At 71.7% G+C, this 15,723-nt stretch carries 13 protein-coding genes; 3 read left to right on the top strand and 10 right to left on the bottom strand.

Features of this window, described 5'->3' with window-relative positions:
* Positions 1 to 25 precede the first annotated feature (25 nt).
* Positions 26 to 3,523, top strand: a complete 3,498-nt coding sequence (locus tag QDS12_RS04150) for a hypothetical protein (RefSeq protein ID WP_279877138.1) — start codon at positions 26 to 28, stop codon at positions 3,521 to 3,523.
* A 6-nt stretch (positions 3,524 to 3,529) separates the two neighbouring features.
* Here QDS12_RS04150 and QDS12_RS04145 read toward each other — a convergent pair whose 3' ends face one another.
* Positions 3,530 to 4,585 carry an alpha/beta hydrolase gene (locus QDS12_RS04145; RefSeq protein WP_279877137.1) on the bottom strand — a complete coding sequence of 352 codons (1,056 nt, stop codon included), beginning with the start codon at positions 4,583 to 4,585 and terminating at the stop codon, positions 3,530 to 3,532.
* Positions 4,586 to 4,682: 97 nt separating this feature from the next.
* On the opposite strand from QDS12_RS04145, the gene QDS12_RS04140 reads away from it, so the two are divergent.
* A complete protein-coding gene (locus tag QDS12_RS04140) occupies positions 4,683 to 6,833 on the top strand; it encodes an RNA degradosome polyphosphate kinase (RefSeq protein ID WP_279877135.1) in 2,151 nt (716 codons plus the stop codon).
* A 36-nt stretch (positions 6,834 to 6,869) separates the two neighbouring features.
* Here QDS12_RS04140 and QDS12_RS04135 read toward each other — a convergent pair whose 3' ends face one another.
* The 7 genes from QDS12_RS04135 to QDS12_RS04105 form a co-directional block, all read right to left on the bottom strand.
* Positions 6,870 to 7,883, bottom strand: a complete 1,014-nt coding sequence (locus tag QDS12_RS04135) for an inorganic phosphate transporter (protein ID WP_279877133.1) — start codon at positions 7,881 to 7,883, stop codon at positions 6,870 to 6,872.
* An 8-nt stretch (positions 7,884 to 7,891) separates the two neighbouring features.
* Complete coding sequence (locus QDS12_RS04130; RefSeq protein ID WP_279877132.1) at positions 7,892 to 8,509, bottom strand: DUF47 family protein; 618 nt, start codon at positions 8,507 to 8,509, stop codon at positions 7,892 to 7,894.
* 182 nt (positions 8,510 to 8,691) lie between these two features.
* Complete coding sequence (gene pstB / locus QDS12_RS04125; protein ID WP_279878458.1) at positions 8,692 to 9,471, bottom strand: phosphate ABC transporter ATP-binding protein PstB; 780 nt, start codon at positions 9,469 to 9,471, stop codon at positions 8,692 to 8,694.
* A gap of 17 nt (positions 9,472 to 9,488) precedes the next feature.
* Positions 9,489 to 10,559 carry a phosphate ABC transporter permease PstA gene (gene pstA / locus QDS12_RS04120; protein WP_279877131.1) on the bottom strand — a complete coding sequence of 357 codons (1,071 nt, stop codon included), beginning with the start codon at positions 10,557 to 10,559 and terminating at the stop codon, positions 9,489 to 9,491.
* A complete protein-coding gene (pstC, locus tag QDS12_RS04115; protein ID WP_279877130.1) occupies positions 10,556 to 11,524 on the bottom strand; it encodes a phosphate ABC transporter permease subunit PstC in 969 nt (322 codons plus the stop codon). The genes pstA and pstC overlap by 4 nt, the downstream gene beginning before the upstream one ends.
* A gap of 93 nt (positions 11,525 to 11,617) precedes the next feature.
* Positions 11,618 to 12,730 (bottom strand): phosphate ABC transporter substrate-binding protein PstS, encoded by a 1,113-nt coding sequence (pstS, locus tag QDS12_RS04110; protein ID WP_279877129.1) that lies wholly within the window; start codon positions 12,728 to 12,730, stop codon positions 11,618 to 11,620.
* Positions 12,731 to 12,905: 175 nt separating this feature from the next.
* Positions 12,906 to 13,796, bottom strand: coding sequence for an NUDIX hydrolase (locus tag QDS12_RS04105; RefSeq protein WP_279877128.1), 891 nt, complete (start codon positions 13,794 to 13,796; stop codon positions 12,906 to 12,908).
* A gap of 20 nt (positions 13,797 to 13,816) precedes the next feature.
* On the opposite strand from QDS12_RS04105, the gene QDS12_RS04100 reads away from it, so the two are divergent.
* Complete coding sequence (locus QDS12_RS04100; RefSeq protein WP_279877126.1) at positions 13,817 to 14,842, top strand: hypothetical protein; 1,026 nt, start codon at positions 13,817 to 13,819, stop codon at positions 14,840 to 14,842.
* 9 nt (positions 14,843 to 14,851) lie between these two features.
* Here QDS12_RS04100 and QDS12_RS04095 read toward each other — a convergent pair whose 3' ends face one another.
* Together QDS12_RS04095 and QDS12_RS04090 are read right to left on the bottom strand one after the other, a co-directional pair.
* A complete protein-coding gene (locus QDS12_RS04095; protein WP_279877125.1) occupies positions 14,852 to 15,022 on the bottom strand; it encodes a hypothetical protein in 171 nt (56 codons plus the stop codon).
* Between the two features lie 227 nt (positions 15,023 to 15,249).
* Positions 15,250 to 15,453 (bottom strand): cold-shock protein, encoded by a 204-nt coding sequence (locus QDS12_RS04090; protein ID WP_114776160.1) that lies wholly within the window; start codon positions 15,451 to 15,453, stop codon positions 15,250 to 15,252.
* Positions 15,454 to 15,723: the final 270 nt, after the last annotated feature.

Raw genomic sequence — 15,723 nt, 5'->3', positions numbered from 1 at the left:
GGCCGGCCGTTAGGATCGCCCGGACATGGACCAGCCCCAGAACCCGTCCGACCGCCGGTGGTTCCGCCGCTCGGGCCCCGACGCGAGCACGCCGGCGCAGCAGCCGGCGGCGTCCCCCTCAGGCGTACCCCCGAAGCGTCCGGACCAGCAGCCCCCGGCTGTGCCGTCCGGGCCGTCGGCGCAGACCCTCGCCGACCTCGAGGCCCGCGCCCGCGACCAGACGCTCGCGGCCGAGGCGGCGGCGCGGCTGCGCGCCCTCGCCGAGCAGGCGGCGGCGGCCCAGGCGGCCGAGCGGCTCGCCGCCGAGGAGGCAGCCGCCACCGCCCGCCGGATCGCCGAGGAGTCCGACCGGGCGGCCCACGAGCACGCCACCGCCGCCGCGGCGGCGCACGAGGCACGCGTGGCGGCCGAGGCGGCCGTCGAGGAGGCGGCTCGCCGCCACGCCGAGGCGCAGGAGGCGGCCGAGGCCGCGCAGAGCGCGCGGCAGCAGGCGGAGGAGCGCGCGGCGGCCCAGGCGACGGCCACCGAGGAGGCCGCACGCCGGCATGCGGACGCGGTCGAGCAGGCCGAGCGCCGGGAGGCCGAGCTGCAGGCGCAGCTCGACGAGCTGACCGCAGCGCGGGCCCGCGCCGAGGACGCCGCCCGGGCTCTCGCCGGGGTCGCATCGGCCGGGCAGCAGGCCCGCAAGGAGGCGGAGGCCGAGGCCGCGGAGCGGGCGATCGAGGCCGCCGGCGCCCACCAGGCCCGCCAGGAGGCCGAGGAGTCCCTCGCCGCGGCGCAGACCGAGGCCGAGGAGCGGCTGCGGGCACACGCGGCGCAGGCCGAGGACCGGCTGCGCGAGCAGGCCGAGGCCACGGCCGCCGCCCACGAGGCCCGAGTGGCCGCGGAGCAGGCAGCGGCGGAGCGCGCCGCCGAGGCTGCCGCCGCCCACGAGGCGCGGACCGCCGCCGAGCAGGCCCTCGCCGAGGCACGCGAGAAGGCCGACGCGGAGCTGGCGGAGGCGCGCCGCCAGGCGGAGGAGGCCATCGCAGCCGCCCACGAGCAGGCCCGTGCCCTCGTCGAGGAGGCACGGCGGCAGACCGAGGAGACCCTCGCCGCCGCACGCGCCCAGGCCGACGAGGCCATCTGGGCCGCCCGCCACGACGCCGAGGAGTCGGTGTCGACCGGGCGCGCGCAGACCGAGGAGGCCCTGGCCGCCGTACGCGCCGAGACGTTGGAGACGGTCACCGCCGCCAAGACCGAGGCCGATGCAACCATCGCCGCCGCGCGGGCCGAGGCCGAGCACGCGATGGCGACCGCACGGACCCAGGCCGAGGAGGGGCTGGACCGGGCTCGCCGGATCGCCGAGGCGGCGGCCGCGAGCTCGTCCGCGGCGCACGCCGACGCCGACCGGCGGGTTGCCGAGCACACCGAGATCCGCGCCCACCTCGAGCAGCTGGCGGCCCAGCACCTCGAGGCCGCGACCACCGCCCACGAGGCCCGCCACGACGCGGAGTCGACGGCGCGAGCGAAGGCCGAGGAGGCGGCCGCCGCCCACGAGGCGCGGCTCGCCGCCGAGCAGGCCCTCGCCGCCACCCAGGCCCAGGTCGCCGAACAGCTCCAGGCCCAGGCCGCCGAGTCCGAGCAGCGGCTGCGCGAGCACGCGGATGCCGCAGCGGCCGCCCACCAGGCGCGCGTCTCCGCCGAGGAGTCGGCCGCGGCGCTCGCCGCATCGGCCGCAGCCGCCAACGAGGCTCGCAGCCGCGCCGAGTCGGCCGCGGCCGCTGCCGCGACCGAGCGCGAGGACGCCGTGGCCCGCGCGGTCGCGGAGCGAGAGACGGCCATCGCCCGCGCCACCGCCGAACGCGAGGAGGCGCTGGCCGCGTCCGGCGCCGCCCGCGAGGAGGCGGACCGGCTCGTCACCGAGCACGCCACCACCCGTGCGGAGCTGGAGGAGAAGACCGCCGCCCGGCTGGCCGAGACCCTGGGCGCGCACGAGGCGAGGCTGGCTGCCGAGCAGGCGGCGTCGGCACGCGCCGATGACGCCGCCGCGGCCCACGAGGCCAGGCTGCGCGCCGAGGAGGGCGCCCAGCGGCACGCCGACCTCGCGGCCCAGGCACACGCCGACCGGGAGGTCGCCGAGCGGGTCGCCCGCGAGCGCGCTGAGGAGGTGCAGCGCGCGCAGGAGCTGCGCCAGAACGCCGAGCACGCGGCCGCCGAGGCCAACGCCGCTCGGATCGCGGCAGAGCGCAGCGCACACGAGAGCGCCACGGCTCGCCAGGAGGCCGAGGAGGAGGCCCGCAAGCAGGCGAACGCCGCGCACGCGGCGCACGACCTCAGGACGCGCGCCGAGGCGATGGCGCGTACGGCGGCCGCGACGGCCAAGTCCGCGCACGTGCTGCGCGGGGAGGCCGAGGCGGCCGCCCAGAAGCAGGCACTGCTCGCCCAGCAGTCGGCCGAGGCCGCCCAGGCCGCGCTGAAGCAGGTCGAGGAGCAGGCCGAGGCCGCGCGCGTCGCGCACGAGACGGCCGAGCAGGCCCACGAGTCGCGCGCCGCCGCCCTGGCAGACGCCCACAAGGCCGCCGGCAAGGTGATGGAAGCGTTGAACGCGCGCCTCGAGGCCGAGGAGGCGGCGATCCTCGCCCAGGCCGCCCGCGACGCCGCCGAGCAGGCCGCGAAGAGCCAGGCGGAGCGGACCCGCGAGTCCGAGCAGCTGCGGGAGGAGGCGGAGCGGCGCACCCAGGAGCTGCTCGCGCAGCTCGACGCGGCGCGGGCCGAGACGGCCGAGGCGCACCGGCTCCGGGCCGAGGCCGAGGAGGCCGCCGCCCAGCGGGCGATCGATCGTCAGGCCGTGGAGTCCTCCATCCGGCACAACACCGAGCTCGTCGAGACCGCCCTGCAGGAGCGGCTCGCCGCCGAGCGCCGGCTCGCCGACCTGGCCGCCGAGCTGGTCGCCCTCCGCGGCGCCGTGACGAACGCGCTGCGCGAGAAGGGGTCCAAGCGGAGCCTCGCGACGCTCCAGGAGGCCGCGGCGACGCACAGCGCGCTCGACCGGGAGGCCGCGCGCGCCCTGGACGAGACCGGCTCCATCCCGGTCGTCCCGTCCGCCTTCGAGCCGGTCCAGGTCGACGACGGCGCACCGCCGCCGGGTGCCGGCGAGACGCAGCAGGCCTGGCTCCGCAACGAGTGGGCCCGGGTCGAGTCCCGGCGGGCCGGCGAGCCCGGGGCGGCCGCCGAGCCCGAGCCCGCCCAGCCGACCCGTCAGGTCGACGTCCGCTCCTTCGGCGCCGCCGGGGGCGCCGGCGACGTCACCGTCACCGACGACGGCGTGCTCGACGTCCGGCAGGGCGGCCGGTCGGAGTCCTTCGACCTCTACGACCGCGACACCGCTCTGCGAATCATCGGCCGGCCCGGCCAGCGGCGCTGGCGGGTCGAGCTGTCGCGCCCGGGCGCGGCACCGGTCGTCCTCGACGGCAAGCAGGTCGACGCCGAGGCGCTCACCCGCGAGCTGCTGCGCTGGCGGCCCGAGGTCGCCCGACGCTGACGTCGGTCAGGCGCGCAGACCCTTCCTGAGCGCGTCGGCGAGGTCGAGGACCGCGGCCCGGGACGTCCGGGCGGCGAGCACGTTGAAGAAGCCGTGGATCTGGTCGGCGTACCGCCAGGCCTCGACCTCGACACCGGCGGCCGCCAGCTTGCCGGCGTAGGCCTCGCCCTCGTCGCGGAGCGGGTCGAAGCCGGCGGTCGCGACGAAGGCCGGCGCGACACCGCTCGGCACCTCCGCGTAGAGCGGCGACAGCCGCGGGTCCCTCGGGTCGGTCCCGGCCGGCACGTACGCCGTCCCGGCGACGTCGATGAAGTCCGAGGTGAGGTAGTAGCCGGTGCGGAACCGGCGCCGGCTCTCGGTCTCCTCGTCGAACTGCGTCACCGGGTAGATGAGCAGCTGGAACGCGCACGCCTCGGTGACCTCGAGCGCCACCCCGGCTGCCAGGTTGCCACCGGCGGAGTCGCCGCCGACGCCGATCCGGCCCGGCTCCGCCGACACCTCGGCGGCGTGGTCGAGGACCCAGCGGAAGATCTCGAGCGCGTCGTCGTAGGCGGCCGGGAACGGTGCCTCGGGCGCCAGCCGGTACTCGACGGCCAGGACCCGGACGCCCGACTGCTCGGCGAGGAAGCGGACCGAGGCGTCGTGGGAGTCCAGGTCGCCGTAGACGAAGCCGCCGCCGTGGAAGAAGACCAGCAGCGGACCCGGCCCGTGCGGGGCGGAGCCCGGCGTGTAGAGCCGCGCCCGGTGCCCGGCCGCCGACAGCATCCGCACCATGCTGATGGGCTGCTCGCCGCCGGCCATCCGCGACTGGTGGAGCAGGACCGTGCGCCCCTGCGGGATCGGCAGCGACTCGACCGCCGGTCCGGCCACCTTGGCGAGCCTGAGCATCAGCTGGGTGTCGGTGGCCAGGGGCTGTCCGTCCACCACCACCGGCTTCCCGGCGAGCCGCCGCTGCACCTGCTGGGGGAGCCGGAGCGCCGTGGTGAAGACGCGGCGCTCGGCGACGGCGGCCGCCGAGCTGAGGAGGGAACGGGCGGAGGACCGCGTCGGGAACAGGCTCACGGGGCTCGAACCTACCGGCGAGTCACAAGACCATTCCACGGGGTGGTCTGATCCGCGGGACATCTCCTGTTCACCCGCAGGTGGGACACTCGAGCGCATGACGCTGGAGCCCACGGCCGACCCTGACCTCGGGACGGTGGAGACGTTCGACGTCGACCCGCCCTACGTGCCCGACCACGACGCCCTGGCCGCCGTCGAGAAGTTCGAGGACCGGTTCCTCGACCGCGAGCTGTCCTGGCTGCACTTCAACCAGCGCGTGCTGGAGCTGGCCGAGGACCCGTCGCTGCCGCTGCTCGAGCGGGTCCGCTTCCTGGCGATCTTCACCTCCAACCTGGACGAGTTCTTCATGGTCCGCGTGGCCGGCCTCAAGCGCCGGATCGCGGCAGGGCTCGCCATCCGAGCCGCCTCAGGGCTGATGCCGCGCGAGGTGCTCGAGCTGATCTGGCGGACCACCCGCGAGCTGTCGGAGCGGCACGCCGCCGTCTTCTCCGACCAGATCGTGCCGGGCCTGTGGAAGGAGGGGATCGAGCTGGTCAGGTGGGCCGACCTGACCGCGCCGGAGCAGAAGCACTGCAAGAAGCTCTTCAAGGACCGCGTCTTCCCGATCCTCACTCCGCTGGCCGTCGACCCCGCCCACCCGTTCCCCTACATCTCCGGGCTGTCGCTCAACCTCGCCGTCCTCATCCGCGACCCGCGAACCGGCAAGGAGCACTTCGCGCGCGTGAAGGTGCCGCCGAACCTCACCCGGTTCGTGCCCGTCGGCAACGACCGGTTCGTCCCGCTCGAGGACATCATCGGAGAGCACCTGAAGCGGCTCTTCCCGGGCATGGAGGTCCTCGAGTCGCACACCTTCCGGGTGACCCGCAACGAGGACGTCGAGGTCGAGGAGGACGACGCCGAGAACCTCCTCGCCGCGCTCGAGAAGGAGCTGCTCCGTCGTCGGTTCGGCCCTCCTGTGCGGCTGGAGGTCGAGGAGTCGATCTCCGACCCGGTGCTCGAGCTGCTCGTCTCCGAGCTCGGGATCTCCTCCGCGGAGGTGTTCCGCCTGCCCGGCCCGCTCGACCTGCGCGGGCTGCACGCGATCGCCGACATCGACCGCGAGGAGCTGAAGTACCCGGCGTTCGTGCCGACGACCCACCACCGGCTCGCCGACGTCGAGTCGGCCGCTCCGGTCGACGTGTTCAAGGCATCGCGCCGGCGGGACATCCTGCTCCACCACCCCTACGACTCCTTCGCCACGTCCGTGCAGCGCTTCATCGAGCAGGCCGCCGCCGACCCGCACGTGCTGGCGATCAAGCAGACGCTCTACCGCACGTCCGGCGACTCCCCCATCATCGACGCCCTCATCGACGCCGCGGAGTCCGGCAAGCAGGTGCTGGTGCTGGTGGAGATCAAGGCCCGCTTCGACGAGCAGGCCAACATCCGCTGGGCCCGCAAGCTCGAGCAGGCCGGCTGCCACGTGGTCTACGGGCTGATCGGGCTCAAGACCCACTGCAAGCTGGCCATGGTGGTGCGCGACGAGGGCGAGTACGGCGGCGGGATCCGCCGCTACACCCACATCGGCACCGGCAACTACAACCCGAAGACGTCCCGCCTCTACGAGGACTACGGGCTCATCACGACCAACGAGGCGATCGGCGAGGACGTCGCGCACCTGTTCAACAACCTCTCCGGCTGGTCACGGGACGCCTCCTACGGGCAGCTGCTCGTCGCACCCGACACGGTGCGCACCGGCATCGTCGAGCAGCTTCACCAGGAGATCGAGCATCACAGGAACGGCCGGCCGGCCCGGATCCGGATCAAGGCCAACTCGATCGTCGACGAGGCCGTCATCGACGCGCTCTACCTCGCCTCGCAGGCGGGCGTGCCGGTCGACCTGCTCGTGCGCGGGATCTGTGCGGTGCGACCCGGCGTGCCCGGGCTGTCCGAGACGATCACCGTCCGGTCGGTGCTCGGCCGCTTCCTCGAGCACTCGCGGCTGTTCTGGTTCGAGAACGGCGGCGAGCCGACGGCGTGGATCGGCTCCGCCGACCTGATGCACCGCAACCTCGACCGCCGCGTGGAGGTGCTGGTCCGGCTGCCGCTGGAGGACCACGTCCGGGCGATCGGCGACCTCTTCGACCTCGCCTTCGAGCCGACCACCAACGCCTGGGTCCTCGACGCCGGCGGGGCGTGGACCCGCAACGACGGCCCGGTGGACCTCCAGGAGAGCCTCATCGAGGCGCAGCGGCGTCGCCGAGCGGGCTGACCCGGCTGACCCGGCCAGCCGGGCTGGCCGGGCCGGTCAGATCCCGAAGATCGGCTTGAGGATCTCGTACGCCGCCGCGGCGGCGAGGCCGGCGGCCGGGAAGGTCAGCACCCAGGCGGTGACGATGTTGCCCGCGACCCCCCAGCGGACCGCGGAGAACCGCTTGGTCGCGCCGGCGCCCATGATCGCGCTGGTGATGGTGTGCGTCGTGGAGATCGGCGCCTGCCAGACGTACGCGGTCGTGTAGAGCACCAGGGCGCCGGTCGCCTCGGCGGAGAACCCGCGGGCGGGGTCGAGGTGGATGATCTTGCGGCCCAGCGTGCGCATGATGCGCCACCCGCCCGAGTAGGTCCCGAGCGAGATCGCGCCGGCGGCGCAGACGATGACCCACAGCGGCAGGCTGTCGCTGGCCTGCGCGTGCCCGGACGCGACGAGGGCCAGGAAGATGACGCCCATCGTCTTCTGGGCGTCCTGCAGGCCGTGGCCCAGCGCCAGTGCCGACGCCGACACGGTCTGCATCGCGCGGAACCCGCGGTGCACCTTCGCCCCGGGCCGGTTGCGGAAGATCCACATGATCGAGAGCATCACGATGAACGCGAGGCAGAATCCCACGATGGGCGAGAGCACCATCGGGATGACGACCTTGTCGATGATCGTGTGCCAGTGCACCGACGCCAGGTCCGGGCCGGCGGCGAGCGCCGCGCCGACCAGGGCGCCGATGAGTGCGTGCGTGGACGACGATGGCAGGCCGAAGTACCAGGTGATGAGGTTCCAGGCGATCGCGCCGAACAGGGCGGCCAGGATGATGATCAGCTGGTGCTTCGAGTCGTCCCCCGGCATCGAGAGCGTGTCGGCGACCGTGTGCGCGACCTTCTGTCCGAGCAGCGCGCCGACGAAGTTCATGACCGCGGCCAGCGTCAGCGCGATCCGAGGCGTCAGCGCCCTCGTGGAGACCGAGGTCGCGATCGCGTTGGCCGCGTCGTGGAAGCCGTTGGTGTAGTCGAACGCGAGGGCGACGACGACCACCGTGATGACGATGGCGAGTTCCATGTCGGGGCTCAGGACTCCTTGAGCGCGATCTGCTCGATCGTGTTCGCGACCCGCTCGAACCCGTCGATGGCGCCCTCGAGCGCCTCGACGATGTCCTTGAGCTTGAGCACCTCGACGGCCTTGAACTCGCCGGAGAAGATCGTCGCGAGGATGCGCCGGTGGTTGCGGTCGCCCTCGTTCTCGAGCCGGTTGATCTCGATCCAGTACTCCTGGAGCGACTTCATCGACTGGAGGTTCGGCATCGCCGCGGCGGTCAGCTCGGCACAGCGCTGCAGCACCCGGACCTGGTCGGAGAGCGCCTCCGGGAGCACCTTGACCTCGTAGACGAGGATCATGTCCACGACCTCGTCCATCAGGTCCATGATGTCGTCGAGCCCCGAGCCCAGCGAGTAGATGTCCTCGCGGTCGAACGGCGTCACGAACACCGAGTTCACCCGCCGCACGATCGCGTGGGTGGTCTCGTCGGCCTGGTGCTCGGCCTCGCGCATACGACGCGCGATGCCCTCGGCGTCGTTGCCGTCGGCGAGCATCTCGGCCAGCAGGCCGACGCCCGTCACCAGGTGGTCGGCCGACTCGGTGAACAGGTCGTAGAAGGTCGTGTCGACCGGACGGATGCGCAAACGCACGGGGAACTCCTGTGGAGTCGGAGACGAACGGGCCCAATCTAGGGGAGGCCGGGCTCCAGGACGCAACCGACGGCCCTCGCGCGGTCGCTGACCTGACCGTTCGGACCGGTGTCCGACACCTCTCGGCTCGAACGGACCGCCCCGTTCGTGCCCGCTCGTCGGCCACCCAGCAGGAGGACGGATCAGCCGAAGCGACCGGAGATGTAGGCCTCGGTGGACTCGCTGTCCGGGTTGGTGAACATCTTCTTGGTCGGGTTGAACTCGACCAGATGACCCGGCTGGCCGGCGGCCTTGAGGTTGAAGAAGCCGGTGTCGTCGGAGACACGGGCCGCCTGCTGCATGTTGTGGGTGACGATGACGATCGTGTAGCGGTCCTTGAGCTCGTGGATGAGGTCCTCGATGGCCGCCGTGGAGATCGGGTCGAGCGCCGAGCAGGGCTCGTCCATCAGGAGGACCTGCGGCTCGACGGCGATCGCGCGGGCGATGCACAGCCGCTGCTGCTGGCCGCCGGACAGGCCCATGCCGGGCTTGCCGAGGCGGTCCTTGACCTCGTTCCAGAGGTTCGCTCCGCGCAGCGACTTCTCGACGATCTCGTCGGCCTCGGCCTTCTTCATCCTCTTGGCGTTCAGCTTGTTGCCCGCGAGGACGTTGTCGTAGATCGACATCGTCGGGAACGGGTTCGGCCGCTGGAAGACCATGCCGACCATGCGGCGGACCTCGACCGGGTCGACCGCCGGGTCGTAGAGGTCCTGGCCGGACACGGTGATCTTGCCCTCGACGCGGGCGCCCGGGATCACCTCGTGCATCCGGTTGAGCGTGCGCAGGAACGTCGACTTGCCGCAGCCGGAGGGCCCGATGAAGGCCGTGACGGCCTTCGCCTTGATCGTCATGTTGACGCCCTCGACGGCCTTGAAGTCGCCGTAGTAGATGTTGACGTCGCTGACGTCGATGCTCTTGGCCACTGCCATGTACTCCTGTTTCAGCGCCCGGTCTTGGGGGCGAAGATCTTGCTGATGATGCGTGCTGCGAGGTTGAGCACCATCACGATGACGATGAGGATCAGGGCGCCGCCCCATGCGCGGGCGTAGCCCTGGGGCGTCGCGGTGCTGTACTGCGTCATGATGAACACCGGCAGGGTCATCATCCGGCCGCTGAAGAGGTTGCTGTTGACCGCCTCCGCGGCACCGACCGCGACCAGCAGCGGCGCCGTCTCGCCGATGACGCGCGAGATCGCGAGCATGATGCCGGTGACGATGCCGCCGAGCGCGGTCGGGATGACGACCTTGACGATCGTGCGCCACTTCGGCACGCCCAGCGCGTACGACGCCTCGCGCAGGTCGTCGGGCACGAGCCGCATCATCTCCTCGCCGGAGCGGACGACCGTCGGGATCATCAGCAGCGACAGCGCGATGGAGCCCATGATGCCCATCCGCGTGCCGACGCCGAAGATCAGCGTGAACAGCGCCAGTCCGAAGAGGCCGGCGACGATCGACGGGATGCCGGTCATGACGTCCACCAGGAAGGTGACGACCTTGGCGATCCGGTTCCGCTTGCCGTACTCCACCAGGTAGATGGCGGTGAAAAGGCCGATCGGCACCGAGATGACGACGGCGCCCAGCGTGACCAGCAGGGTGCCGATCAGGGCGTGCTCGAGGCCGCCGCCGGCCACCAGCTTGCCGGTCGCCGGGTCGAGCCGCTGCACCATGTCGTGGGTGAGGAACGAGAGGTCGATCGCCGGGACGCCCTTGCTGATCACGACCCAGATGAGCCACACCAGCGGCACGAGGGTGACCGCGAACGCTGCCCAGATCACCGAGGTGACCAGCCGGTCGGTGGCCGCTCGCCGGTTCTCGACGACGGCCGACCAGGCCGGCATCCCGACGACGGCGATGAGGCCGCCGACGATCACGAAGGGGACGATTCCCCAGCCCAGCAGGAGGGCCAGCAGCCCGGACGCGGCGAAGGCGATCAGCAGCACCAGGTAGGGCGCGTACGCCGGCAGGCGACCGCTGTAGAGACGCTCGCTCTCGATCGTGTCGAAGGTCGTCATCGCTGACCCCTCTCGCCCCGGCCCGCGACGTAGCGCGCCACGAAGTTCACCAGGAAGGTGAACAGGAACAGCACCAGGCCGGTGGCCAGCAGCACCGTCTGGATGCGGTTGTCCTCGGCCTTGTAGTTGGCTGCGATGTTGGACGCGATGGTGGCCGAGTTGGTCGACGAGATCATGTTGAGCGTGATGATCGGTGTCGACGACATCACCATCGAGACGGCCATCGTCTCGCCGAGGGCCCGACCGAGGCCGAGCATGACGGCGGCGACCATGCCGGAGCGCGAGTGCGGGAAGACGGCGTAGCGGACCATCTCCCAGCGGGTCGCGCCGAGCGCGAGGGCCGCCTCCTCGTTGAGCCGCGGCGTCTGGCTGAAGACCTCGCGGCAGATCGCGGTGATGATCGGGATGCACATGATCGCGAGGACGACCCCCGCGATGAGGATCGTGCGGCCGGTCGCGGAGGCCGGGCCCTTGAAGAAGGGCAGCCACCCGAGGTTGTGGTCGAACCAGCGCTGGACCGGCTGCGACGACACGGCGAGCGTGCGGGCGCCCCAGAGGCCGAAGACGACCGACGGTACGGCGGCCAGCAGGTCGATGACGTAGGCCACCGGGGTCGCGATCCGGCGCGGCGCGTAGTGCGAGATGAACAGCGCCAGCGCGAAGGAGAACGGCACCGCGATGAGGAGCGCGATGATCGCGGCGAAGGTGGTGCCGAACAGCAGCCTGCCGACGTACCCCCAGAAGCTGTCGGACGACGGCTTGAAGATCTCGGGGTCGGCGGTGAAGCCGGGCAGGCCCTTGATGAACAGGAAGACGAAGACGGCCGCGAGGGTGACGAGGATCGTCACGCCGGACGCGAGGGCCACGGTCGAGAAGGCCTTGTCTCCCCGACCGAACTTCACGCCCGCGTAGGGCCCCTGGATGAGCGGCTCTTCCGTCTCCAGGTCTGGTGGTGTGGTGCTCACTGCTCTCCTGTGCCTGCCCCGGTTGGCTGGGCTTCTGTTGTGCCACAGCGGCGGGACCTCTCGCGAGGTCCCGCCGCTGGCTCAGCGGTGCTGCTACTTGGCCGCGATCTTGTCCAGGATCGCCTTGGCCTTGTCGGCGACGTCGCTCGGGAGCGGGGCCGAGAGAGCGTTCGCCGAGGCGGCCTTCTGACCGGCGGACGACACGATGTACTGGCCGAAGCCCTTGACGACGTCGGCGGTGGCCTTGTCGTCGTAGGTCGGGCAGGCGATGAAGTACGACGCCAGGAACACCGGGTAGACCGACGGGTCGGTCGCGGTGCGGTTGATCGAGTAGACGAGCTGCGACGCGGCGGCGCCGTCGGCGACCTTCGAGGCGGCGAGCCCGGCGGCGGCACCGTCGGCGGACGGGGCCACGTAGTCGGTCCCGACCTTGACGGAGACCTTGCCGAGCTTGGTGCTGGCCACGGCGCTGTCGTCGGCGTAACCGATCGTGCCCTGGCCGTCCTGGATGGCGCCCACGACGCCGGAGGTGCCCTCAGCGGCCTCGCCGACCTGGACCGGCCAGTCGCTGCTGTGCTCGGTCTTCCACGCGCCGCCGCCGGCCTGGTGGAGCCAGTCGGTGAAGTTGTCGGTCGTGCCCGAGGAGTCGGAGCGGTGGACCGGCGAGATAGCGGTCGCCGGCAGCTGGACGTCCGGGTTCTGCTGGGCGATGGCCGGGTCGTTCCACTTCTTGATCGTGCCGCTGAAGATCTTCGCGACGGTGGTCGCGTCGAGCTTCAGCGAGTCGACACCCTGCAGGTTGAAGGCGATGTCGATCGGGGAGATGAAGACCGGGACCTCGATCGGGTCGCTGCCGCCGCACGCGGACTTGGCCTTGGCCATGTCCTCGGCGGAGATGGCGGAGTCGGAGCCGGCGAACTTGTAGGCGCCGGAGTAGAAGTTGTCGCGACCCGTGCCGGAGCCGACCGGGTCGTAGGTGATGGTGACGTCGGGGTTGTCCGCGCCGAAGCCCGCGCGCCAGGCCTCCTGGGCCTTCTCCTGGGCCGAGGAGCCACCGGCGGCAACCGTGCCGCTCAGGCCCTTGGCAGCGCCGGAGCCGCTCGCGCTGTCGCCGTTGTCCGAGCCGCCGCACGCGGCGAGCGAGAGGGCCAGCGTCAGCGCGGCCACGCCAGGCACGACCGCCCGGCGGATGGAAGTGGTGATCACTTCGAAATCTCCTGTGTTTGCGAACTTGTCTCGCACGCAACGTAGAGACGCGAGGTGACCGCTCCCCGGGTCGTCGGTGAACGAGGCGTGAACTCGGCATGCCCGGTTGGCGACGTGACGTGGCCCACAAGGCGGACATCACGTGAACTGGCTCGTCAGCGCTTGACGGAGCCTGCTAGTGCCGCTCCACGGCGACGATCTCGCCGCGGCGCAGGTGGACGACCAGGAGCTCGCCCTTCTCCAGCCCCGGATCCTCGAGACCGAGCGCCTCGAAGACCTCCGGCAGCACCGGGCGGTGGCTGCAGACGACGGTCGGGCCGAACTCCTCGAGCACGTCGACGGCGGCCGTCACCAGCTTGCGGACCTTGCGGGGGCGGGAGCTCTCCTCGCTCAGCCGGTCGAGCAGCTCCATCTCGATACCGGCCGTCGAGGCGTACGGCGCCACGGTGTCGACGCAGCGCGTGCTGCTGCTCGTCATGACCCGCCGGACGTCGTAGGCCGCGAGGACGGGCGCGAGCCGCTCGGACTGCCGGTGCCCCGTCATCAACAGCGGGCGGAGCGGGTCCTCGCCGTGCCACGAGCTGCGCGCGCGGGAGTTGGCGTGGCGCAGCACGATGAGGGCCTCGGTGCGCTTGGGGTACTCCAGCGCCTCCGCGAGCGTGTCCCGGTCGTGCGGATAGGTCAGCAGCCGGGCGGCCTTGTCGACGGGCAGCCAGGCCACCTCGTCGATCTCGGCGTTGGCGGCGTAGCCGCTGACGTCATCGGTGTCGACGGTCCGGGCGACCCAGTAGCGAACGGTCTTGCGACCCTTGGAGGTCGGATAGGTCTGGCTCGCCAGGGGCCGGCCGAGCCTGACCCGGAGCCCGGTCTCCTCCTGCACCTCGCGGACGGCGGCGGCGGTCACGTGCTCGCCACGCTCGAGCTTGCCCTTCGGGAACGACCAGTCGTCGTACTTCGGCCGGTGCACCAGGAGCACGTCGCGCCCGGGCCGGAGCACCACGGCGCCGGCGGCCGAGATCAGTGCCGGTCGAGGTGCCGTTCGAGATGCCGGTCGGGCGCTGGGCATGGCGCTTAGGGTAGGCGCTCATGGTGAATCGGTGGCGACGGGCGGGGCTCGCGACAGCGGTGGTCCTCGTGCTCGTCGCCGCAAGCCTGGTGGGCGTCGTCTGGTGGCGGCACACCCACCGCGGCGCGCTCGCGCAGGCGCTCACGCTGGTCCCGGACGACGTGCAGCGCTACTCCTGGACCGACTGGGCCGGCGTACGTCGGGCGGTGCACGTGCGCGATGCCGAGCACCCGTCCGGCGCCGCTGTCGACGCCTTCCTCGCGAAGGGCTACGACGCCGACCTGACCTCCGCCTCCGCGATGGTCACCTCGGCCGACGCGCTGCAGTCCCACTTGGGCTTCTCGCCCGCGACCGCCGACTCCGAGCTGTTCGCCCAGTCCGACTCGGGCGCGGTCGTGGTCGTCGAGCCGCGGTCCACCGACGGTCTGGACCGCGCGCTCGAGCGCACCGGCTACACCGAGGGCAAGGGCGGGATCTGGGACGGCACCGACGCCGTGGCCACGCTGGGGATCACGCCCGAGTTCAACTACATCGCGGTCCACGACGGACGGGTGTTCGCAAGTGACTCGTCGGAGTACCTCGACGAGGTGCTCGGCGGCGGCTTCTCCCCCGACGACGGGGTCGGCGAGGTGGCCGACGCCGTCGGCGAGCCGGTGTCGGCGGTCGTCTACTCCGGCGACTACGTGTGCGGTCACCTCGCGATGAGCCAGGCCGACGACGTCGACCAGGCGCAGGCCGAGGAGCTGATCCGCCAGGCGGGCGGGGTCGACCCCCTGACGGCCTTCGCGATGGCGACCGACGCGGATCGGCAGGTGACCGTCGCCCTCGGCTTCGAGAACCACGACCAGGCCGTCCACAACGCCGATGCCCGGGCTGCCCTCGCGAGCGGGCCGGCGCCGGGTCAGGGCGGGGACTTCGCCGACCGGTTCAGGCTCGGCCGGGTCGCGGCCGACGGGTCCGTCGTCACCATGCGGCTGCGCCCGGTCGCAGGCACCTACGTGCTCTCGGACCTCTCGACCGGCCCGGTGCTGTTCGCGTCCTGCTGAGCGGGGCGCTCAGTCGCCGGTGCGCGGGCTGGGCAGCGGCGAGACGCCGAGGATCTCGTCGATCTCCTCTGTGCTCAATCGTTCGTCGGACTCGCTCGCCGCGATGATGAGGTTGGTCGTCAGCTCGACCTCGCGCAGCAATTCGGCGTCCTCGAGCGACACGTCGAACTGATCGTGCATGTCGCCCTCCCGATCTTCCGCGTCGTCCACCTCCCCCGGCGCGGTATGTCTACCCGTTCAAGCCTAGGTCGAAACTCAGGCCGATCCGGGGTTTCCGGGCCTGCGCGCCAAGGCTTTACCCCAACCTGCGTACGCCGAGCGCGTCCGCACACGGGAGAGGCCCCGTCCCGCATGACGCGGGACGGGGCCTCGTAGGACCGTGAGCCGGCCTCAGCCGGCGCTGGTCATCAGAGCGGACGGACGTTCTCCGCCTGCGGGCCCTTCGGGCCCTGGGTGACGTCGAACTCGACCTTCTGGTTCTCGTCGAGGGACTTGTAGCCGTTGGTCTGGATCGCCGAGTAGTGAACGAAGACGTCGTCGCCGCCGTTCTCCTGCGCGATGAAACCGAAACCCTTCTCAGCGTTGAACCACTTAACGGTGCCCTGAGCCATGTGCTCTTCTACTCCTTAGTCGGGGCGAGTGGCCGCCACTGCGGCGGCCACACATCAGATGCGGTGATACGTCGCTCCGACCTGTGGTGTCCCTCGCGAGAGCTGTCTCTCGGTCGAGCACAGAGCAGAAACGCCGTTGGATCACGTACTCCGTAGGCGTCAGACCAGCTGGAACTTGCACCTGTTGCAGTCCAGACACTACCAATCCGGGGCCTTAGTGGAAGAGTGCAGGAGCCAGTTTTCGAAACTCGCACATGAAGGTTCTGCGAC

It is taken from the genome of Nocardioides sp. CER19, assembly GCF_029846275.1.
GTDB lineage: Bacteria > Actinomycetota > Actinomycetes > Propionibacteriales > Nocardioidaceae > Nocardioides.
This window is presented reverse-complemented; position numbering and strand designations above follow the sequence as displayed.

What these genes read in the sequence shown, in the direction of transcription:
- QDS12_RS04150 (WP_279877138.1), top strand. Translation starts at nt 26, where the DNA reads ATGGACCAGCCCCAGAACCCGTCCGACCGCCGGTGGTTCCGCCGCTCG.
- QDS12_RS04140 (WP_279877135.1), top strand. Translation starts at nt 4,683, where the DNA reads ATGACGCTGGAGCCCACGGCCGACCCTGACCTCGGGACGGTGGAGACG.
- QDS12_RS04135 (WP_279877133.1), bottom strand. Translation starts at nt 7,883, where the DNA reads ATGGAACTCGCCATCGTCATCACGGTGGTCGTCGTCGCCCTCGCGTTC.
- pstA (WP_279877131.1), bottom strand. Translation starts at nt 10,559, where the DNA reads ATGACGACCTTCGACACGATCGAGAGCGAGCGTCTCTACAGCGGTCGC.
- QDS12_RS04105 (WP_279877128.1), bottom strand. Translation starts at nt 13,796, where the DNA reads ATGCCCAGCGCCCGACCGGCATCTCGAACGGCACCTCGACCGGCACTG.
- QDS12_RS04100 (WP_279877126.1), top strand. Translation starts at nt 13,817, where the DNA reads ATGGTGAATCGGTGGCGACGGGCGGGGCTCGCGACAGCGGTGGTCCTC.
- QDS12_RS04095 (WP_279877125.1), bottom strand. Translation starts at nt 15,022, where the DNA reads ATGCACGATCAGTTCGACGTGTCGCTCGAGGACGCCGAATTGCTGCGC.
- QDS12_RS04090 (WP_114776160.1), bottom strand. Translation starts at nt 15,453, where the DNA reads ATGGCTCAGGGCACCGTTAAGTGGTTCAACGCTGAGAAGGGTTTCGGT.